We start from the raw sequence: 19,776 nt of genomic DNA, 5'->3' as shown, positions 1-19,776 counted from the left end.
ACCGTTAAATTAGCTTCTCCAGCGTGATCGGCAGGTCGCGTATCCGCTTTCCCGTCGCATGGAACACCGCGTTGGCGATGGCCGGCGCCATGCCGACGATCGCCAGTTCGCCGACGCCCTTGCCGCCGAGCACCGAGGAGTGCGGGTCGGGAATCCCCACCGAGATCACCTCGATGTCGGGGACGTCGGCGTTGGTCGGGACGAGATAGTCGGCGAGGTTGTTGTTGACGATGCGGCCGTGGCGGCGGTCGACGATGCCTTCTTCGAGCAACGCCTGGCCGATGCCCATGATGATGCCGCCCTTCCACTGGCTCTCGGCCAGCTTCGGATTGTAGAGGCGGCCTGAATCCAGCGCCGACACGACCCGCGACACACGCACCGTGCCGAAATCCTCGTCGACGCGCACCTCGACGAAATGGGCGCACCAGGAGTGGCGGGAATAGTCGCCCTCGGTGTGCGGCAGCGCCATGGCGATGGTGGTGTAGTTCCTATAGCGATCATCCGCTGTCGAATTGGCCGGCATGGTGTCGCCCGTCGCTTCGATGCGGTCGCGGCCGACGCTTTTCAGCAATTCGGCGATCGAGACGTCGGGGCCGTCGCCGCGCGGCGTGGCGATGCGGCCTTTGGCGACGACCAAAGTGTTGGCCTGCAGCGCGTTGAAGGGCGAGCGCGGATCGCTGATCGCCAGGCCGACCAGTTGGTCGAGCGCCGAGGTCGCGGCCTTGTGGACGGCGCCCGTCATCACGCCGGCCAGCCGCGAGCCGCCGGCGACGCCGGCGCGGGGGAAGTGCGAATCGCCAAGCTTCACCACCACGTCGTCGGCCGCAACGCCGACCGTTTCGGCGGCGGTCTGCGCCAGGATCGTGTAGGTGCCCTGGCCCATGTCGATCGAGGAGCTTTCGACCTCGACCGAACCGTCGGCCAAGATGCGCACGATGGCCTCGCCATAGGCGCGCCGCACCGGATAAGTCCCGGCGGCCACGCCCCAGCCGACCAGATGGTTGCCGTCGCGCATCGAGCGTGGCTCAGGCGTGCGCCTGGCCCAGCCGAAGCGTTCGGCACCCGCCGCGAAAGCCTCGCGCAACTGCCGGGTCGACCAGGCTTTTTTCGCGTGCGGATCCTGTTCGGCGTAGTTGCGCAGCCGGATTTCCAGCGGATCGATGCCGACCTCGTAGGCGAGCTCGTCGATGGCGCTTTCGATGCCGAAGGCCGACGGGTTTTCGCCCGGGGCGCGCATAGCGCCCGGCACCACCGAATTCACTCGCACGACGTTCTGTTTCGAGGAGAAGTTTGGCGTCGCGTACATGATCGAGGTGACCGAGCCCAGCGGCTCGACCCACATGCCGTCGATGGAGGTTTCGTTGACGCCGCGATGCACGATCGACTGGATTTTTCCGTCGTGGTCGGCGCCGATCGTCACCGTCTGCCGCGTCGCGGCGCGGCCGCCATAGCCGGTGAAGGTCTGCGGCCGCGTCATTACCAGCCGCACCGGCCGGCCGAGCATTTTCGCGGCACTTGCGGCAATCGCGCCATGGCTCAGCGCCAGCGCCTTGGAGCCGAAGCCGCCACCGATATAGGGCGACACCAGCCGCACATTCTCGAACGGCACGCCGAACCATTCGGCATAGGTGCGCGCCATGCCGTCCAGCCATTGGCTCGGCTCCCATACGGTGAGATGGTCGCCCTCCCAGCGGGCGATCAGGCCATGCGGTTCCATCGGCGCCTGGTATTCGCGCGGTGTGTTGTAGGCGGCGCAGACGCGCACCGGAGCGGAGGCGAAGGCGGCGGCCGCGTCGCCCCATTCCTTGGTCATGGCATCGACCGGGATGCCGTCGCCGGCCTTGCCGTCGCTGAGGTCGACGATGGCCGGCGTCTCATCATAGCTGACCTTGACCATCGCCGCGGCGGCCACGGCCTGCTCGAAGGTCTCGGCGACCACGGCGGCGACGTGCTGGCCCGAGAAGGTGACGTCGCGCGCCAGCGGGCAATAGGGATTGTCCGGCGGCGGCGTGCCGAACCAGTCCGAGGCGGTTTTCAGGCTGATGATGGTGTCTGGTGTCAACACCTTGAGGACGCCCGGCGCATTCTCGGCCTCCGCCGTCTCGATGGCGCGCACCTTGCCGGATGCGATGGTGCTTTCGACCAGCACGGCATAGGCGAGCCCTTCGAGCTGCTGCTCGACCGCGTATCTCGCCGCACCCGTGATCTTGGCCGGGCCGTCGACGCGCGACAGCCGGCCGCCGACGGCCTCCACCTGCGCGCCGTCGGACGCGTCGCCATGTCTTCCGACGTAAACAGTGCTTGCGATGTGAACGGTCATGCCGCTTCTCCCAATTTGAGGATGGCGCGTGCGACGACGCGCGGCGCGAGTTCGACCTTGTAACGGTTGGCGCCATGGTCGACCGCGCCTTCGACGGCGAGCAGGCTGGCCGTGCGAACGGCTTCCGGCGCCAGCACCTTGCCTTTCAGCGCGGCTTCCACGGCTCGCGCCCGCCAGGGTTTGGTGGCGACGCCACCGAGCGCCACGCGCAGGTCGCGGATGGTGCGCCCGTCGGCCTCCAGTTCGAGCCCGACGGCGGCACTGGCCGCGGCGAACTCATATGACTGCCGGTCGCGGATCTTCAGATAGGTCGAAAGGCGGGCGACGGCGGAAGAAGGGATTTCGATGGCGGTGATCATCTCGCCCGGCTCGATCGCGTGTTCCCTGTCGGGCGTCGTGCCTGGCAGCAGGAAAAAGGCCTCCACCGGCACGCGCCGTTCGCCGAGATGGACCGTTGCGTCGAAGGCGCCGAGCGCGGTGGCGAGGTCTCCGGGATACATGGCGATGCAAGCCTCGCTGGTGCCAAGCACGGCATGGCCCCTGGTGACGCCGCCGATCGCCGAACAGCCGCTGCCTGGTTCGCGCTTGTTGCAGGCGGCAAAGTTCGCGGGATCGCGGAAATAGGGGCAGCGCGTGCGCTGCATCAGATTGCCGCCGATCGTCGCCATGTTGCGGATCTGCGCCGAGGCTGCCTGCCAGAGCGCTTCGGAGATGGCGGGGAAGCGGCTCTTGATGTCCGCGTGGTCGGCGACATGGCCCATCCTGGCGAGCGCGCCGATGACGACGCCGCGCTCGTCGACCTCGATCTGGTCGAACCCCTTGAGATGGGTGATATCGACCAGCGTGTCAGGCTCGGCGACGCCGCATTTGGCGAGGTCGATCAGCGTGGTGCCGCCTGCCAGAAGCATGGCGCCGGGGAGCGCGGCCGCCTGGCGGGCGGCGTCAGCCGAGGTGGCGCGAAAATAGGAAAAATCCCTCATGACGCGGCCTCCAGCGCTGCCTGGCGCACGGCGGCGACAATGTGCGGATAGGCGCCGCAGCGGCAGAGATTGCCGGCCATGTATTCGCGGATTTCCTCGTCCGACCCGGCGTGGCCCTCGCGGATGCAGGCCACCGCCGACATGATCTGGCCTGGCGTGCAATAGCCGCACTGGAAGGCGTCCTGCTCGAGGAAGGCAGCCTGCACGGGATGCAGTTCGCCCTCCCGTGCAAGCCCCTCTATGGTGGCGATGGCGCGGCCCTCGGCTTGCGCGGCCAGCGTCAGGCAGGCCAGCACGCGCTCGCCGTCGACATGGACGGTGCAGGCGCCGCACTGGCCGTGGTCGCAGCCCTTCTTGGTGCCGGTCAGGCCGAGCCTGTCACGCAAGGCGTCGAGCAGCGTGACACGCGGCTCGAGTTCCAGCGTGTGATGCTGGCCGTTGATATCGAGATGGACGGGAATTGTGGTCTTGCTCGTCATGGGCGTCTGGCTCCAGTTGCTTGACGCTGTGGAATGAACTCGACTGGGGCAGGGCGGTCCGACCGACCGCTTGCCTGCCCTGGCGCGGGCCTGTCGTTTCGGGCGGACCGCTCGTCACCCCAGCAGGTCCTCGATTCGGATCGGAAAGCGCCGTGCGCGCACGCCGGTCGCGTGCCAGACCGCATTGGCGACGGCGCCGGCAGTCCCGGTTATGCCGATTTCGCCAACGCCCTTGATGCCGAGGGCGTTCACATAAGGGTCGTCCTCGTGAACCAGCAGCGCCTCGACCGAGGGCACGTCGGCATTCACCGGGACATGATAGTCCGCCAGGTTGGCATTCTGGATGCGGCCGAAACGCCGGTCGGTGACGGCTTCCTCGTGCAGCGCGAAGGAAACGCCCCAGATCATCCCGCCATAGTACTGGCTGCGCACCAGCCGCGGATTGATGACGCGTCCGGCGGCGAATGCGCCGACCAGCCGGGTGACGCGGATCTGGCCGAGATCCGGGTCGACCTTCACCTCGGCGAAGACGGCTCCATGCGCGTGCATGGCGTAAGTCTCCTGGGAGGCCGGATCCGGAGCGCCTTTGCCCCGGCCCTCGATTTCGGTCAGGCCCGCGCGGACGAGGATCTCGGCATAGCTTTCGTTGCGGCTTTCGTCGTCGCGCCGGTAAAGGCGTCCGCCGCGTGCAACAACGCCTTCATTGCCGGCGCCGAACAGCGGCGAGGCTTCGTCGCCGGTGGCGAGATCGGCAAGGTTGGCGATGACGGCCGCACCCGCATTGTGGATGGCCATGCCGGCCGTCGCCGTGTGACCCGAACCGCCGGCGATACCCGCATTGGGCAGGTCGGAACTGCCGGCCCTGAAATCGACCTGGTCGATGTCGAGCCCCAGTCCGTCTGCTGCAATCTGGGCAAAAGCCGTCCAGGCGCCTTGGCCCATGTCCTGAGCGCCGGTCTCCATCAAGCCGCTGCCGTCGGCCCTCAGCACCGCGCGTGCCTCGGCCTGGAACATGAGTGCCGGGAACGTCGCCGTGCCCATGCCCCAGCCGGTGAGGAAACCGTCGGCGTCGCGCATCCGCCGTGGCTGCAGCGGGCGGCTCGCCCAGCCGAACGCCTCGGCGGCCTGTTCGTAACATTCGCGCAGCGCCTTGGAGGAGAACGGCTTGCCGGTCATCGGTTCGACCTCGGCATAGTTCCTGAGCCGGAATTCCAGCGGGTCCATGCCGCAGGCATGGGCCGCCTCGTCGATGGCGCTCTCAAGCGCGATCGATCCGGTGGCCTCGCCCGGGGCCCGCATGAACAGCGGCGTGCCGGTATCGAGCCGCACGGCGTCGTGCGAGGTGGCGATGGCCGGACTGGCATAGAGCGTATGCGAGGCGTCCGCCGCCGGTTCGAAGAAATCGTCGAACGTGCTCGACGTGGTCCTGGCGTGATGGGAGATCGCGGTCAGCAGCCCTTCGCCATCCATGCCCATGCGCAATGTCTGGCGGGTCGGGGCGCGGTGACCGACCGGGCCGTACATCTGCTCGCGCCGGAGCACCAGCTTGACCGGGCGGCCGACGAGACGCGCCGCCAGGATGCCGAGCACTTGCGGTCCGGAAATCATGCCCTTGGAGCCGAAGCCGCCGCCCAGGAAGGGGCTGCGGATATGGACGTTTTGCGGCGCAATGCCGAACAGGCCGGCGATGCGGCCCTGCGCCATGGCCAGGCCTTGGCTCGGCGTGTCGATCGACAGCCGGTCGCCATCCCAGGCAGCGACGATCGCGTGGGGCTCCATGGCGTTGTGGTACTGGGCCGGCGTCTCGTAGGTCGCCTCGATCCGCGTCCTTGCCGATTTGAGGCCGGCCTCGACATCGCCCTTCTCCTGCACCGCCGGGTTGCCGACGCCAACGCCGCGCGGCACGAAGCTTTTGGCGCCGTCCAGACCAACGCGCGCCGGCAACTCCTCATAGCGCGGCGACAACAGCGCCGCGCCTTCGGTCGCCGCTTCCAGCGTCTGCGCTATCACCACGGCAATGCTCTGGTTGGGGTAGCGAACCCCATCATTCTGCAGCAGGTCGAGCCGAAACATGAAGGGATGGTCCTTGGCATCCGGATCGACGGCGAGCGCCGGCCGGTTCAGAGGCGTCATCACCTCGACCACGCCCGCATGCGCCTTGGCCGCCTCGACATCCAGCGAGACAACCCGGCCGCGCGCGATGCTGGAGACGGCAAGCACGGCATAGAGCATGCCGGGCGGATTGTTGTCGGCGGCAAAGCGCGCGGTCCCGGTGACTTTTAAAAATCCGTCGCGACGGGTCAGCGGCTGGCCGATGCTGGAGCCTTGGCGCGTATGGGCAGGCTGTTGGTTGAGGCCGAGTTCAAGCGTCATGACGCACTCCGGGAAGGGAGGAAAAAGGGGAAGCAGGCAAAGCGGGCATCAGAGCGGGCGTGCCTGCCTGCGCGGACATCAGCGCCCTGACGACAATGCGGCGGGCAAGCTCGATCTTGAACGCATTGTCGCCGGAGGGGCTGGCGTCGGCCAGAGCCGCATCCGCGGCCCGAACGAAGCTCGCTTCGTCGGCATCGGCGCCGAGCAGCACCGCTTCCGCCGAGCGCGCCCGCCATGGCTTGGCCGCGACACCGCCGAGCGCCAGCCTCGCGGCGCGGATCTTGCCGTCGGCGACCGTCAGGGCAGCGGCAGCCGAAACGACAGCGAAGGCATAGGAGGTGCGTTCGCGCAGTTTCAGGTAGCGGGCGTGGGCGGCGAAGGACGCTGCTTCCGCCGGCAGGCGCACCGCAACGACCAGGTCGCCCGGCTGCAGCACGGTTTCGCGCTGCGGCGTGTCGCCCGGAAGCCGGTGGAATTCCTCCAAGGTGACGTGGCGCCGGCCTCCCTTGCCCTCGATCTCGACGACGGCGTCCAACGCCACCAGCGGCACGCAGAAATCGGAGGGATGGGTGGCGATGCAGGCATCGCTCCAGCCAAGCACCGCATGCAGGCGGTTCTCGCCGCCAAGTGCCGAGCAGCCGGAACCGGGTTCGCGCCTGTTGCAGGCGCTGGCGGTGTCGTAGAAGTAACTGCACCGCGTACGCTGCAGCAGATTGCCGCCGACGGTGGCGGCATTGCGAAGCTGCGCCGAGGCGCCCGAAAGCAGCGCTTCGGCCACCGCCGGATAGGCCTTGGCGAAGGCCGGATCATGTGCGAGATCGGCATTGCGGACCAGCGCGCCGATGCGCAGGCCGCCATCATCCAGCATTTCGATGCGATTGAGTTCCGGCAGGCGGGTGATGTCGACGATCCGTTCGGGGCTGGCGATGCCGCCCTTCATCAGATCGAGCAGATTGGTGCCGCCGGCGAGATAAGCCGAACCCGGTTCGGCCGCCGCCGCTATGGCGTCGGAGACGGTGGCGGGCCTGATGAAATCGAAGTCTCTCATGCCGCGGTCCTCCTGCGTGCCTCGGTCGTGGCGGTGTCGGCCATGTTTTTCTGGGCTTCCAGGACCGCCTCGACGATGCCGCCATAGGCCGCGCAGCGGCAGATGTTGCCGCTCAGCCCCTCGCGGATGCGCTCGGGATCGTCGCCAGCCTGTCCTTCGGCGATCAAGCCGAGCGTGCTCATGATCTGGCCGGGCGTGCAGAAACCGCATTGGAAGCCGTCATGGGCGATGAAGGCGGCCTGCACAGGGTGCAGTTCTTCACCGTGAGCGATGCCTTCGATGGTCAGCACCTCGGCGCCGTCATGGCTGACCGCCAACGCCAGGCAGGAGTTTATGCGCTTGCCGTCGACCAATACCGTGCAGGCGCCACACTGGCCGCGGTCGCAGCCCTTCTTTGTGCCGGTGAGTTCAAGCCGCTCGCGCAGCAAGTCAAGCAAGGTTACGCGTGGGTCGACCTCCAGTTCGTGTCGATGTCCGTTGACGGTAAGCGAGATGGGAAGGCTGGTCATGGGCGTCTGGCTCCAGTTGCTTGACGCTGAGGGGAAGAATTGGGGTAGGGGGCGGGGCAGGGCAAGGTCAGGCTGCGGCCAATCTCCCGCGGGTTGGAAAAGTGGCGGGTTGCGGCTTCGAAAGGCGTGACATACCGGTTCCCCTGATTATATGATAAACGTGCTCCACTAAAGCGGAGGCGCCTCCGTTTATCTACTTGGGGGCTAGCCAGGCGTGGTTCAAGCCCCCATATCCTTGGTGGAGAAAAAAATTGGCTTTTGAGCCCGTCACAACTGCTGACCAAAAACCCGCCGCCGCCAAGTCGCTGCGTGCGGATGCACGGCGCAATCGCGACCGGCTGGTCGAGGTGGCGGCTGCGGTCTTTGCCGAGCGCGGCATCGACGCCTCGCTGGAGGAGATCGCGCGGCGCGCCGGTGTCGGCATCGGCACGCTCTACCGGCATTTTCCGACACGCGAGCATCTGGTCGAGGTGGTCTACCGCCGCGAAGCCGAGGGGTTGTGCGCGGCGGCCGGCGAGCTCGCGGCAAGACATCCCTCCGATGTGGCGCTGGAAGAATGGATGCGCCGCTTCGTCGACTACATCGCTACCAAGCGCGGCCTTGCGACCAGCCTGCGCATCCTGTTCACCACCAATTCGACGCTGTTTTCGGATACGTCGGGACGGGTGTCGCAAGCGCTGCGGCAACTGGTCGAGGCGGCGGTGGCCGACGGCACCATCCGCGGCGATGTCGATGCCTCCGACGTGCTGCATGCACTCGGCGGCATCTACTCGGCACCAGATACGCCCGAGTGGCGCGACCGTTCGCGCCGCCTGGTCAAGCTCCTGATGGACGGGTTGCGGTTCGGGGCGACGAAGGCTGGATGAGAGGGCGAACGCCGCTTGCCCTCCGGCATGAGGCGAGTGATGACAAACGATAAGATCAGTCGGTCCGCCGTCGATCCGCCGCCAGACTCCCTGCCGTCGCCGGCTGCTCGAATCGACGAACCGCGTCTGGAAACTCCTTGAAGATCAACGATCGCAGCCAGCGATGCACGGGATCGGCATCCATGCGGGGGTGCCATGCCTGGGTGATGGTGAAGCCTGGGATTGCCACCGGCGGATCAAACATCTGGGTACGGCCTGTCGCACCCAGATGGTACGAACGCGGCACCAGTCCGACAAGATCGGATGCGGCCGCGACTGCGACAACCGCCGGATAGCTAGGCACCACCAGATCGACCTTTCGCGAAAGGCCGAGTTCGGCGAGCGCTTCATCGACCGGTTCAATGAAATGGCCTCGCCGGGATGAGACCACGTGCCGGCACGCGGCGTAACGTTCAGCCGTTATTTCGGTCTCCAGAAGCGGATGCCCCGCTCTTGCGACGCCGACAAAACGGTCATTGAACAACGCCTGACCGCGCAATTCGGCGCTATCACCCGAAAGCACGCCAATATCGAGGTCGATCGTGGCTTCTCTCAGCAGTTCGATGCGCTTGTCCGGCCGGGGCGCGAAGCGCAGCCTTATGCCGGGCGCGGCACTGGTGACAAGGGCATGGAGACGCGCGGCGTAGAGCAGCACGAAGGCTTCATTGGCCCGGATGGTAAAATCGCGCCGCACCTGGCTGATATCGATCTCCGGCGAGGGGCTGAGGACGGACCGGACCGCCGACGTCAGCGTGTGCACCTGTTCGGCGATCGCTTCGCCATGAGGCGTCGCCACCATGGCGCGTCCCGCCGAAACCAGGATGGGATCACCTAGCGCCAGCCGCAACCTCGACAGTGTGCGGCTCATCGCGGACGTGCTGAGGCCAAGCTTCTTGGCGGCGCCCGAGACGCTGCGCTCCCGAAGCAAGGCGTCAAGCGCCACCAGAAGGTTCAGGTCGAGATTGAGCATGAGAGAGCTTAGCGGGGTGAGGCGTTTGACGCAACGGTCAGTTTACTCCGTTGCGTCTGGTGCAATTATCGGGTGAGCGGTATCGATGCGGCGACAACCAACGAAGCGGAGCCTCCGATGTCCATAGCCGCAACGATCAATCCCGCCCATGACGGCCTGCCGTCGCCACGCCGCTACCTGGCCATTGGCGTCCTGCTGATGACGCTGGTCCTCGTTGTGCTGGACGGCGCTATCGCCAATGTCGCGCTGCCATCCATCGCGGCGTCGCTCAATGCCAGTGCCAGCAGCACCGTATGGGTGGTGTCGAGTTACCAGCTTGCGGTGCTTGTGGCCCTTTTGCCTTGCGGCGCGCTGGGCGAGATCCACGGCCCCCGGCGTGTCTTTCTTCTGGGTGTCGCGCTGTTCACGGTGGCTTCGGCGTGCTGTGCCTTCGCCGGCAGCCTGCCTGTTCTTGTGGCTGCCCGGTCCATCCAGGGGCTGGGGGCGGGCGCCATCATGGCGACCGGGCCGATGAACCTGCGCGTTTCGGTGCCCCAGCGGCTGCTTGGAACCGTCATCGGCTTCAACGCGATGACGATTGCGATTTCCGCGGCCGCCGGCCCTGGCGTCGCCGGCGCGATCCTCTCCGTATCCAGCTGGCCGTGGCTGTTCGCCGTCAACATCCCGATCGGCATCATCGTCCTGTTGTCCGGCGGCTTGCTTGCGCATCTGGATGGCGTGAAGCGTCACCTCAACGTTGCGGCATTGCTGGCCAACACGCTGATGTTCATCCTGTTCTTCACGGGGGCCGATCGCATCGCCGGTGCGCCGGTCAGCGGGTCGATCCTGATCGGCTGTTCCGTCCTGTGCCTCGTCATCTTGTTGTCTCTCGAACGCAAGAGTGCCGCACCGATCGTGCCGACCGACCTCCTGGCCGATCCAGCCTTCCGGGTGGCCGTCATCGCTTCGATCTCGTGCTTCACCGGGCAGATGCTCAGCTACGTCGCGCTGCCATTCTACCTGCAGCACACCTTGCATATGAGCCCGGTCCAGGCGGGTCTCTACATGATGCCATGGCCCATCGCGACAATCATCATAGCGCCGATTTCGGGGCGGCTGGCCGATCGTTTCAAGACGGCGTGGCTGTGCGCCGCCGGCGGCGGGTTGCTGGCGATCGGCCTTTTGATCGCGGGCCTGACACCGCCCGGTCCAAGGGCGATTGCCTTCCTGGTCGGAACCGTCGTCGCGGGCACGGGTTTTGGTCTCTTCCAGACGCCGAACAACCGCATCCTGCTTCTCTCCGCACCCAAGGCGCGCAGCGGTGCGGCGGGAGCCATGCAGGGCACGGCACGGCTGCTGGGACAAACGTTTGGCGCCATTTCGATGTCGATCATTTTCGCGACCCTACCGGTGACAGGCGCACCCAGCCTCGCGCTGGTCCTGGCCGGCATCTGCGCGGCCATCGCCTGCCTGGTCAGCCTGAGCCGCGCCCGCTACGAGACGGTGGGATAAGACATCCCCGGCGTGGCCGAACTGGAGACCGCCGCCGGCAGCCATGCGGCGGCGAAGCGCGAAGCCCGCCAGCATGCGGGTGCGCAAACCAACGAGATGATATCCTGGACTACACTGGTGCCGCCTAGCGGCGGGAGATCACCCTTAGCCAGGGCGCCAGGTGGAAAGCGCTCATCAGCAGATACATGGCCGGCATGCCGGTCAGGATCGAGCCGGTCAGCGGCGAGTCGCCCATGCACAGCATGGTCCCGTCGCCGCCCTGAAGACGGGAAAGCAGCGCCATCGCCGCAAAGGTCGGCGCCGCGGCGAGGCATAGCCAGTCGGCGATGCCACGGGGGGCGACATTTTCGGGGGTCACCATGCCGATGCCGGAATGGATATCGCTCATGATCTTATTCCCTTCTTGGTTGCCGCCCGTCAGGGCCTGGGGTCCTCGGCCCTGCCGGAGGCGGGAGAGGAACCCAGGCTGGACAGGTTTGCGCCAGCTTACTGGTTGCCCTTGTCGCGGAACGCGGCCTCGCCGGCAGCTGACACTTCGGCCCATTTCTTGTCGGCCCCGGCATCGTAATTGTCGTGCCAGTTCCACCAGCTGTAGAGTGGCGTCTGCGGATAACCTTCGGGCGAGTCTTCCCACACCTCCTGGCGGCCGAGCGGCGTGACGTCGAGATAGCTCCAGACGGTGCCCAACGCCTCGTCGCCGCGGTTGTTGATGAAATAGGTGCGGAAGATACGGTTCCCGTCATGGATGAACACGTTGTGGCCGTGCCATTCGTCAACGCCGAAGTCTTTGTCGAAGCTGTCGGTGATGGTGTACCAGGGCATCTCCCATCCCATCCGCTGCTTCAGCCGCGCAATGTCTTCCTGCGGGGCGCGAGAGGCGTAGGCGAGCGTGGTGTCGCGGGCGTTGAGATGGGCGAGGTGGCCGACCTGGTCGGCGCCGAGCGAGCAGCCGCGGCAGGCGTGATCGGGCCAGCCATAGACGCCGGGCTCGAAGAAGGCGCGGTAGACGATGAGCTGGCGGCGGCCTTCGAACAGGTCCAGAAGGCTCACCTTGCCGTCGGGGCCCTCAAAGACATAGGCCTTATCCACTTCCGTCCACGGCATGCGCCGGCGTTCGGCCGACAGTGCGTCCCTGGCGCGCATCGTCGCCTTCTCCTTCACCAGCATCTTTTCGTGCGCGGCGTTCCAATCCTGCTGTGAAACGATCGGGGGAGTCTTCATGGTCATTGGTCTTCTCCTTTGCCAGTCGTGGCGTCTTTGCGGTGTGGTGTTGCCTGGGCATGTCGGGGAGCCGCAGGCGCGGCGAAATCCGAGAGATCCGGCCCGGCGCAGCAGGGGTGGCGTGCGGCGTGCTTGGCCGTATCATTGGCCGCGTCGAGGTCGAGGTCGGTGGAGGCAGGCATTTTCTGATTCTCCCTTGCTGCCGTCATTGCCGGCACGTCTTGCTGGTTGACGGTACTGACGTAAGTTAGGGCCGCGCGACGCCGAGGTGGGAGTTACAAGTGTGACGGGATTTGAATGGACTCGCTGATCACCGCGGCAGCGCTGGCGCTTGCGGCCGGCGATCCGCTCGGCGCGCTCGACCGCGTCGCCCTGCGCGAGGATGCGCCGGCGCTGGCGCTGCGCGGCATTGCCATGGCGCAGCTCGGCGACTTCGATCGCGCCAAGCTCTTGTTGCGGCGGGCCGCGCGTGCCTTCAGTCCGAAGGAGGCGGTGGCGCGCGCCAGATGCGTCGTCGCCGAGGCCGAGATCGCGCTGGTTTCGCGTGATTTGGGCTGGCCGGCCAAGGCGCTCGACGCGGCCCGCACGGCGCTGGAAAAGCATGGCGACCGGTTGAACGCGGCGCATGCCGGCCATCTCAAGGTGCGGCGCCTGCTCTTGATCGGCCGCCTCGACGAGGCCGAGCATGTGCTGGCCGGGCTCGACCCGGCGCCGCTGCCGCCGGCGGCAAGGGCCGCCCACGAACTCGCCGTCGCCGGCATCGCGATGCGGCGCCTGCGGACCAGGCCGGCGCGCGCGGCGCTGGAGTGGGCGCGCCATGCCGCTCGCAAGGCGGGCATTCCCGGCCTCATCGCGGAGGTCGACAGCGCGTGGCTGGCCTTGGAGACACCCGCAGCGCGGCTGATCGCGCAGGGCAGGGAGCAGCCGCTGCTGCTCGAAGAGGTGGAGGCATTGCAGGGGTCGCCGGCGCTGGTCGTCGATGCCTTCCGCTACGCCGTGCGGGTCGGGCGGACCACGATTTCGCTGGCGAGCCGGCCTGTGCTGTTCGCCTTGGCGCGGACGCTCGCCGAAGCCTGGCCCGGCGACGTGTCGCGAGGGGAACTCGTGGCACGGGCCTTCGGCGGCAAGCATGCCGATGAATCGCATCGCGCGCGCCTGCGCGTCGAGATCGGGCGGCTGCGTGCCGAGCTTCGCGCGTTGGCCGGCATCAGCGCCACCAGGCATGGCTTCACGCTGGCGCCGCGCCAGGCCCATGCGGTGATGGTGCTGGCGCGGCCGATCGAGGAACGGCACGCGGCCGTGCTTGCCTTGCTGGCCGACGGCGAGGCCTGGTCGAGCTCGGCCCTGGCGCTGGCACTTGGAACCGGCCAGCGCAGTGTGCAGCGGGCGCTTGAGCCGCTTGCCGAGGCCGGCAAGGTACAGTCCTTCGGCCATGGCCGGGCGCGCCGCTGGATGACGCCGCCGGTGGCGGGTTTCACGACCACCTTGTTACTCCCCGCGCCGCTTCCCAATGGCTAGAAAGTGACGACGACCAGCATCGAGGGACAAGCACATGAAACATTCGGCGGCCGAAATCTTGAGGGAATACGGGCCCTTTCCCGGTGCCAATACGGTGGCCGGGGTAAGCTTTGACGGCAAGAATGTCTGGTTCGCCTCAGGCGACAGGCTGAACGCTTTCGATCCCGAGAGCGGGCAGGCCTTGCGCTCGATCGATGTCGCGGCACATGCCGGCACCGCCTATGACGGCCGGCATTTCTTCCAGCTTGCCAAGGACCGCATCCAGAAGATCGATCCCGACACGGGCGAGGTGCTTTCCACCATTCCAGCCCCCGGCAATGGCGGCGATTCCGGGCTGACCTGGGCCGAAGGCACGCTATGGGTCGGCCAGCACCGGGAGCGCAAGATCCACCAGATCGACCCGGAGACCGGCGCGATCCTGCGCACCATCGAATCCAACCGGTTCGTCACTGGGGTGACCTGGGTCGACGGCGAATTGTGGCACGCCACCTGGGAGGGCGACGAAAGCGATCTTCGGCGCGTTGATCCTCGGACGGGCAAGGTTCTGGAGAAGCTCGACATGCCTGCCGGCATGGGCGTCTCGGGGCTCGAATCCGATGGCGCCGACCGACTGTTCTGCGGCAGCGGAAACGCCGGCGTGGTGAGGGCGGTGCGCCGGCCGAAATGAGGGTCCGCGAATTTTCCCAAATCGACTGGCCGTTGTGGGACGCCAAACCTAGATAGGCTGGACCATCCCCCACAAAGGATTCTCCCATGCCCGAACAGATTACGTTGAACGACGGCACCGCCATTCCCCAGCTTGGCCTTGGCGTCTGGCAGGTCGATCACGACATCACGGCGCGGGTGGTGGGCTGGGCGATCCAGGCCGGTTACCGTCTGATCGACACCGCCGAGGGTTACCGGAACGAGGAAGGGGTCGGTGAGGCGATCCGCGCCGCCGGCGTGCCGGCGGCAGAGCTGTTCATCACCTCGAAGCTGCGCAACGGCGCCCACCAGCGCGATGCGGCGCTTCGGGCCTTCGACGACACGATGAAGAAGCTCGGCGTCGAGCAACTCGACCTGTTCCTGATCCATTGGCCGGTGCCCAGCCAGGACAAATATGTCGAGGCCTGGAAGACGCTCGTCGAGCTGAAGCAGGCCGGCCGCGTCAAGTCGATCGGCGTTTCGAATTTCAATAGGGATCATCTGGAGCGCATCATCGGCGAGACGGGCGTGACGCCCGTCGTCAACCAGATCGAGCTGCACCCGCGCTTCCAGCAGCGCGATCTCAGGGAATTTCACGCCCGGCACGACATCCATACGGAAAGCTGGAGTCCGCTGGGCAGCGGCCGGTTGCTGAGCGACCCGACCATATCAAGCATTGCCCGCAAACACGGCAAGTCCACCGCGCAGACAATGATCCGCTGGCATCTCCAGCAAGGGCTGATCGTCATCCCGAAGTCGGTGCGCCAGGACCGCATCGCGGCCAATTTCGATGTCTTCGATTTCGAACTGGACGCGCAGGACCTGGAGACGATCGCCGGCATGGATTCGGCTGACGGCCGTAACGGTCCGAATCCGGTGACGGCGGCGTTTCTGTTCTGAGAGGACGAAGCGGTCGGCGCGCTAAATCCCCGAGCCGTCCAGCTGTTGCGCGTCGTCGCCTTCCCACGGCGCCGGCATCGAGGCGCCCCGGCTGAGATTGGCCGAGGGCATCGGCATCCAGCATTTCAGCTCCGGCTCGGCATATTCGACGACGCGGCCGGGCGAGGAATCGGAGGCGCGCCAGCCCTCGTCGCCGAACTGATCGGCGCGTGACCAGTAGGCGAGGTCGACTTCCGCCGGCCCCTGCTCGGACGGGCGCACCGTAACGAGGATCCGGCTGCCGTCTTTTGGCGCGCTCGACATGTGGCGCCAGCGGTCGGGCTCGTCCATCCTAATTTCCTCCTGCCTTGCTGTGGGATGAAGTGTCGCCTCGTCGTCGGAGACGGTCAACCCAAACTTTTGCGCAACCCATCCTGTTTCGATGGGCTGCTCGTTCCGCCTGGCGCGCGGGGAGTGGATGATTTGTCGGATTGCACCAGCCGCGCCCGTCCTTGATCTGGCGTCCTTGATCTGGCGACGGTCGCCGGGACAAGGAGAGGCATTCATGAGTGACGGAGTCGAGCCGATGCCGGCTGACGTGGAAACAAAACTGTACTTCAGCCGCAACCCCAATCCGCGCCTGGGGGTGGCGGTGGCGCGTCATCTCGGGGCGAGGCTGACCTTCGAATTCGCGTCGCCGTTCGCTCCGGGGCAAGCGGAGCGATTCCGGCCCCTCAATCCCAACCTTTCCCTGCCCATACTGGTCTGGCCCGGCGGAAGCTTGTGGGAGGCCGACGCCATAGCCTGCCGGTTGTCGCGAGACATGGGTTCCGATTTCTGGCGCACGAACGACGATGAGCCCGAGATGATCCGCTGGCTGAGTTGGGGCAAGGAGAATTTCATGCGGGCCTGCGACATGGTGCATTTCGAGCGCGGCACCAAGCAGCGCTATCACATCGGGCCGATCGATCACCAAGTGGTCAAGGAGGGGCTGAAACTGTTCCACACGACGGCGGCGATCCTGGAGACCGCGCTTGCGGGCCGGCAATGGCTGGTGGGGGACGAAGTCTCTTATGCCGACTTCCGCATGGCGACCTTCCTGCCTTTCAACGATGTCGCGGGCCTGTCGCTCGGCGACTATCGACTGGTCGATCGCTGGTATCGGCGGCTTGAAGCGATCGACGCCTGGCGTGATCCCTTCGAGGGTCTGGACGCGCCGCGATTGCCGCCAGTCCCAGGACGGGTCGAGCCGCATGAGGCGGCGCCGAGGCTGTAGTCGAAACGGGTGGCGACCGGCGTATACGTTTGGAGAGAAACTTGAAAACGCCGGCCGCCATTTGGGGCGTTGGGGTGCATCACTTTGGGGGCGATGCAAAGACCAGGCTAAGCGGATGGCCGGCCGCCGCAAGCGGAACGCCGGCCCATGGTGAACAGGTGGTTACTATCCACAGGTCGGGGCTGTAACGGCAGGCGGCCCGCCGGATTGCGGCCGTCCATCGCGGCCAGGTCGTCATTGTCTCGGCTGTGCGCAACGCGAATCGCCGGCCATGCCACGCTCGACGGGCCGCGATCGGATTGCTAAGCCCGTCTGCGAAGGAGCTGATGAGTCTGGCATGACCGTTGCGATCGAGATGGGACACACGACAGCGGGTGCGCCGGCGAAACTCGATCTCGAGGAGTTGCTGGCGACCCGCCTCCTGGTGCAGGGCAATTCGGGCTCCGGCAAGTCGCACCTCTTGCGGCGTCTCCTGGAACAGAGCGCGCCGTGGGTGCAGCAGACCATCATTGATCCGGAAGGCGACTTCGTGTCTCTGGGCGAACGCTACGGCCATCTGGTGATCGATGCCGAGGAGCATACCGAGCGCGGCCTGCAGGCGGCCGGCGAGCGGGCGCGCATCCACCGTGTCTCGACCGTGCTCAACCTCGAAGGCCTCGATGCCGAGAACCAGATGCGGCGCGCCGCCGCTTTTCTCGGCGGGCTGTTCGAGGTCGCGCGCGACCACTGGTACCCGATGCTGGTGGTGGTCGACGAAGCTCAGCTTTTCGCGCCGGCGGTGGCCGGCGAGGTGTCGGACGAGGCGCGCAAGCTTTCGCTCGGCGCCATGACCAACCTGATGTGCCGGGGCCGCAAGCGCGGGCTTGCCGGCATCATCGCCACGCAGCGGTTGGCCAAGCTCGCCAAGAACGTGGCGGCGGAAGCCTCCAATTTCCTGATGGGCCGCACCTTCCTCGATATCGACATGGCGCGCGCGGCCGATCTCCTGGGCATGGAGCGGCGGCAGGCGGAGGCGTTCCGCGATCTGGAGCGTGGCCAATTCATGGCATTGGGGCCGGCACTGTCGCGCCGGCCGCTCGGCCTGCGCATCGGCCCCACCGACACCAGCCCGCGCAACGGCACGCCCAGGCTGATGCCGCTGCCCGAGGCGGCGCTCGAGGATGCCCGCGCCATCATCCTGGCCGCCCCGCCGCCCGACACGATGCGCGCGCCGCGGCCGGGTGGCGTCGCCGGACCTGCTCGACCAGTTGATGGCGGCGAAGTCGGCTGCGCTGGAAATCCGCCCCGAACCTGCGGAGCCGCAAGTCAGCGCCGAGGACCTGGCGGAGCGGCGCGAGCGGGTGGACCGCGTGCTGCGCGCCATTCTTGCACAACCTGACGCGGGCTTCCGCGTGATCGGGGTGCTCTACCAGGAGTTTGTCGTGCGCTGCCGCATCGAGGGCCTCGCCTCGGTCGTGCCTGATCTGCCCGCCTTCCGCCGCATGTTGACGCGCGCCCGTGCCGGGCTGGGGGCCGAAACCAGCGAGGACGATGTGTGGCGCGACGTCTCGGTGCGCGCTTCGCTGCTGCCGGAGGACATGCAAGGCGTGTTCATGATGATCGCGCGCGCGGCGAAGGAGGGCTGGCCATGCCCGAGCGATGGCGCGATCGCCCGTGCCTACGGCTCGCACTCCATGCGCCGCGCCCGGCGGCTGCTCACCTATATCGAGGAGCAGGGCCTCATCGTCTGCCAGCTCGACGGCACGGGAAAGCGCACCGTGACGCTGGTCGAACTCGCCTGGGCAACGGCGCCCGGCGATCCCAATGCCGAGGGGGCGGAGCAGGGAAGCCTGGCATTGTGAGGGCATCCAACGCGGCCGTGGCTGCAGTGCGACCTCATCGGCGAACGCTGATCCGCTGGTTCTCGATGGCGGACCTAGCGGCGGTCGGCATCGCCTCGCTGGCGCTTGCGCGGTCCCCGGCAAGCGGCGCCGGGTTGCCGGTGCAGGGAACCCGCGGCTCGATCCTTGCCGGGCTCGGCGTGGCGCTGGTCGATCATCGTATCTGAAGCTTGCTTGCAGGCGGCGGTGCGAAGGCGATGCCGATGAGGTCGCTGGTCGGCTTCTGATGAGGTCAGCACCGCACGACGCCGCCGCCCTTACTGGACCGTGATGACACCGTCGACCGCCCGCCATTCCGATGGGGTGATGAGCCGGTGATGCGCGATGTGAACGGAGTGAAGCGGCCCTTCCAATTCGCGCTCCCAATAGGAGAGAAATCCCTTGAGTTCGGGGAATTCCGGCGCCAGGTCGTAGTCCTGCCAGACATAAAGCTGCAGCAGGCTCCGATGGTCAGGCAGATGGTAATGAATTTGTGCGGTGGTCAGGCCATAGCCCTCCATCTGGAGGCGGAACTCCTTGCTGACGTTTGCGATCATTCATGTCTCCTTTCGGCGGCAGCGGTGGCCGTAATGGCGAAAAAATCTTTCGGCCCATCGATGTGCGCCGTCGGCAAACAACTCCTTCAGAGGGTGAGCGGTTCCGGCGCCCGCGATGGTACTGGCCGCGGATATTTTTGCCGGATCGAGGCGGGAATTCAACCGTCAGCTCTCAACGCAGAGCGAATAAGACCGCAATAACAGCAGGTTGGAACTCCACCAGCGTGAGTGCTAAAATTTTCTGGCCGGCCTCTTGAAACCGAAAAAAGGGAAAACTAGCTCGATATGCGCGCGCGATGCCTGCCAAAGGGTCGCCGCATTCCGCAGCGGCCCGAATTGCCGGTCCGGTGTGGAGGAAGCTGAAAACCTGTTTGTCCCAAGAGGAGAACGACATGGCGTTCCGTCCATTGCATGACCGTATCCTGGTCCGCCGCATCGAGGCCGAGGAAAAGACCTCCGGCGGCATCATCATTCCCGATACCGCCAAGGAAAAACCGCAGGAAGGCGAAGTCATCGCCGTCGGTCCAGGCGCGCGCGACGACAGCGGCAAACTGGCCGAACTGGATGTCAGGGTGGGTGACCGTATCCTTTTCGGCAAATGGTCCGGCACGGAGATCAAGCTCAAGGGCGAGGATCTGCTCATCATGAAGGAAAGCGACGTGATGGGCGTGATCGAGCAGACAGCGCAAGTGAAGAAGGCCGCCTGA

At 66.4% G+C, this 19,776-nt stretch carries 20 protein-coding genes and 1 pseudogene; 9 read left to right on the top strand and 12 right to left on the bottom strand.

What is annotated here, in order from left to right; translation table 11 throughout:
- Positions 1-4: 4 nt before the first annotated feature.
- The 6 genes from ACVWWD_RS26375 to ACVWWD_RS26350 all read right to left on the bottom strand — a co-directional run bounded on the left by ACVWWD_RS26375 (position 5) and on the right by ACVWWD_RS26350 (position 7,709).
- Positions 5-2,320, bottom strand: a complete 2,316-nt coding sequence (locus tag ACVWWD_RS26375; protein WP_023774850.1) for a xanthine dehydrogenase family protein molybdopterin-binding subunit — start codon at positions 2,318-2,320, stop codon at positions 5-7.
- Entirely contained in the window at positions 2,317-3,300 is a 984-nt protein-coding gene (locus ACVWWD_RS26370) for an FAD binding domain-containing protein (RefSeq protein ID WP_352547552.1), read from the bottom strand. Before ACVWWD_RS26370 ends, ACVWWD_RS26375 begins: the two co-directional genes overlap by 4 nt.
- Positions 3,297-3,779 (bottom strand): (2Fe-2S)-binding protein, encoded by a 483-nt coding sequence (locus ACVWWD_RS26365; RefSeq protein ID WP_023795643.1) that lies wholly within the window; start codon positions 3,777-3,779, stop codon positions 3,297-3,299. The genes ACVWWD_RS26370 and ACVWWD_RS26365 overlap by 4 nt, the downstream gene beginning before the upstream one ends.
- Positions 3,780-3,893: 114 nt before the next feature.
- A complete protein-coding gene (locus ACVWWD_RS26360; protein WP_352547549.1) occupies positions 3,894-6,152 on the bottom strand; it encodes a xanthine dehydrogenase family protein molybdopterin-binding subunit in 2,259 nt (752 codons plus the stop codon).
- Positions 6,142-7,200 (bottom strand): FAD binding domain-containing protein, encoded by a 1,059-nt coding sequence (locus ACVWWD_RS26355; RefSeq protein WP_023784435.1) that lies wholly within the window; start codon positions 7,198-7,200, stop codon positions 6,142-6,144. Before ACVWWD_RS26355 ends, ACVWWD_RS26360 begins: the two co-directional genes overlap by 11 nt.
- A complete protein-coding gene (locus tag ACVWWD_RS26350) occupies positions 7,197-7,709 on the bottom strand; it encodes a (2Fe-2S)-binding protein (RefSeq protein WP_023774856.1) in 513 nt (170 codons plus the stop codon). Before ACVWWD_RS26350 ends, ACVWWD_RS26355 begins: the two co-directional genes overlap by 4 nt.
- Before the next feature lie 251 nt (positions 7,710-7,960).
- Between ACVWWD_RS26350 and ACVWWD_RS26345 the strand changes: the two genes are divergently transcribed.
- The gene (locus ACVWWD_RS26345; protein ID WP_023774858.1) at positions 7,961-8,575 is read left to right on the top strand and encodes a TetR/AcrR family transcriptional regulator; all 615 of its coding nucleotides are present in this window, start codon (positions 7,961-7,963) and stop codon (positions 8,573-8,575) included.
- Positions 8,576-8,630: 55 nt separating this feature from the next.
- On the opposite strand, the gene ACVWWD_RS26340 is transcribed toward ACVWWD_RS26345, so the two are convergent.
- On the bottom strand, positions 8,631-9,584 hold the full coding sequence (locus tag ACVWWD_RS26340) for a LysR family transcriptional regulator (RefSeq protein WP_457103500.1): 954 nt from the start codon (positions 9,582-9,584) through the stop codon (positions 8,631-8,633).
- Between the two features lie 198 nt (positions 9,585-9,782).
- On the opposite strand from ACVWWD_RS26340, the gene ACVWWD_RS26335 reads away from it, so the two are divergent.
- A complete protein-coding gene (locus ACVWWD_RS26335; RefSeq protein WP_457103646.1) occupies positions 9,783-11,075 on the top strand; it encodes an MFS transporter in 1,293 nt (430 codons plus the stop codon).
- 124 nt (positions 11,076-11,199) lie between these two features.
- On the opposite strand, the gene ACVWWD_RS26330 is transcribed toward ACVWWD_RS26335, so the two are convergent.
- Positions 11,200-11,463 (bottom strand): hypothetical protein, encoded by a 264-nt coding sequence (locus tag ACVWWD_RS26330; RefSeq protein ID WP_023774861.1) that lies wholly within the window; start codon positions 11,461-11,463, stop codon positions 11,200-11,202.
- Between the two features lie 98 nt (positions 11,464-11,561).
- Positions 11,562-12,302 carry a DUF899 domain-containing protein gene (locus ACVWWD_RS26325; RefSeq protein WP_023774862.1) on the bottom strand — a complete coding sequence of 247 codons (741 nt, stop codon included), beginning with the start codon at positions 12,300-12,302 and terminating at the stop codon, positions 11,562-11,564.
- A gap of 291 nt (positions 12,303-12,593) precedes the next feature.
- On the opposite strand from ACVWWD_RS26325, the gene ACVWWD_RS26320 reads away from it, so the two are divergent.
- The 3 genes from ACVWWD_RS26320 (at position 12,594) to ACVWWD_RS26310 (ending at position 15,398) form a co-directional block, all read left to right on the top strand.
- Entirely contained in the window at positions 12,594-13,814 is a 1,221-nt protein-coding gene (locus ACVWWD_RS26320; RefSeq protein ID WP_457103499.1) for a helix-turn-helix domain-containing protein, read from the top strand.
- A 34-nt stretch (positions 13,815-13,848) separates the two neighbouring features.
- Positions 13,849-14,481 (top strand): Vgb family protein, encoded by a 633-nt coding sequence (locus tag ACVWWD_RS26315; protein ID WP_023775517.1) that lies wholly within the window; start codon positions 13,849-13,851, stop codon positions 14,479-14,481.
- An 86-nt stretch (positions 14,482-14,567) separates the two neighbouring features.
- Positions 14,568-15,398 carry an aldo/keto reductase gene (locus tag ACVWWD_RS26310; RefSeq protein WP_352547537.1) on the top strand — a complete coding sequence of 277 codons (831 nt, stop codon included), beginning with the start codon at positions 14,568-14,570 and terminating at the stop codon, positions 15,396-15,398.
- A gap of 21 nt (positions 15,399-15,419) precedes the next feature.
- Here the strand turns inward: ACVWWD_RS26310 and ACVWWD_RS26305 are convergent, their stop codons facing one another.
- On the bottom strand, positions 15,420-15,728 hold the full coding sequence (locus tag ACVWWD_RS26305) for a hypothetical protein (protein ID WP_015316958.1): 309 nt from the start codon (positions 15,726-15,728) through the stop codon (positions 15,420-15,422).
- A 214-nt stretch (positions 15,729-15,942) separates the two neighbouring features.
- Here ACVWWD_RS26305 and ACVWWD_RS26300 point away from each other — a divergent pair, with 214 nt between their 5' ends.
- The 3 genes and pseudogenes from ACVWWD_RS26300 to ACVWWD_RS26290 all read left to right on the top strand — a co-directional run bounded on the left by ACVWWD_RS26300 (position 15,943) and on the right by ACVWWD_RS26290 (position 18,700).
- Complete coding sequence (locus ACVWWD_RS26300; RefSeq protein WP_352547535.1) at positions 15,943-16,653, top strand: glutathione S-transferase family protein; 711 nt, start codon at positions 15,943-15,945, stop codon at positions 16,651-16,653.
- 337 nt (positions 16,654-16,990) lie between these two features.
- A pseudogene (locus tag ACVWWD_RS26295) lies at positions 16,991-18,494 on the top strand (helicase HerA domain-containing protein).
- Between the two features lie 65 nt (positions 18,495-18,559).
- Entirely contained in the window at positions 18,560-18,700 is a 141-nt protein-coding gene (locus ACVWWD_RS26290; RefSeq protein WP_023795737.1) for a hypothetical protein, read from the top strand.
- Between the two features lie 90 nt (positions 18,701-18,790).
- On the opposite strand, the gene ACVWWD_RS26285 is transcribed toward ACVWWD_RS26290, so the two are convergent.
- The gene (locus tag ACVWWD_RS26285; protein WP_023773995.1) at positions 18,791-19,069 is read right to left on the bottom strand and encodes an usg protein; all 279 of its coding nucleotides are present in this window, start codon (positions 19,067-19,069) and stop codon (positions 18,791-18,793) included.
- A gap of 172 nt (positions 19,070-19,241) precedes the next feature.
- Positions 19,242-19,463, bottom strand: coding sequence for a hypothetical protein (locus ACVWWD_RS26280; RefSeq protein ID WP_023795738.1), 222 nt, complete (start codon positions 19,461-19,463; stop codon positions 19,242-19,244).
- Between ACVWWD_RS26280 and ACVWWD_RS26275 the strand changes: the two genes are divergently transcribed.
- Complete coding sequence (locus tag ACVWWD_RS26275) at positions 19,462-19,776, top strand: co-chaperone GroES (RefSeq protein ID WP_023773997.1); 315 nt, start codon at positions 19,462-19,464, stop codon at positions 19,774-19,776. The two genes, ACVWWD_RS26280 and ACVWWD_RS26275, sit on opposite strands and share 2 nt — an antisense overlap.

The organism is Mesorhizobium sp. URHB0026 (genome assembly GCF_054059755.1).
This window is presented reverse-complemented; position numbering and strand designations above follow the sequence as displayed.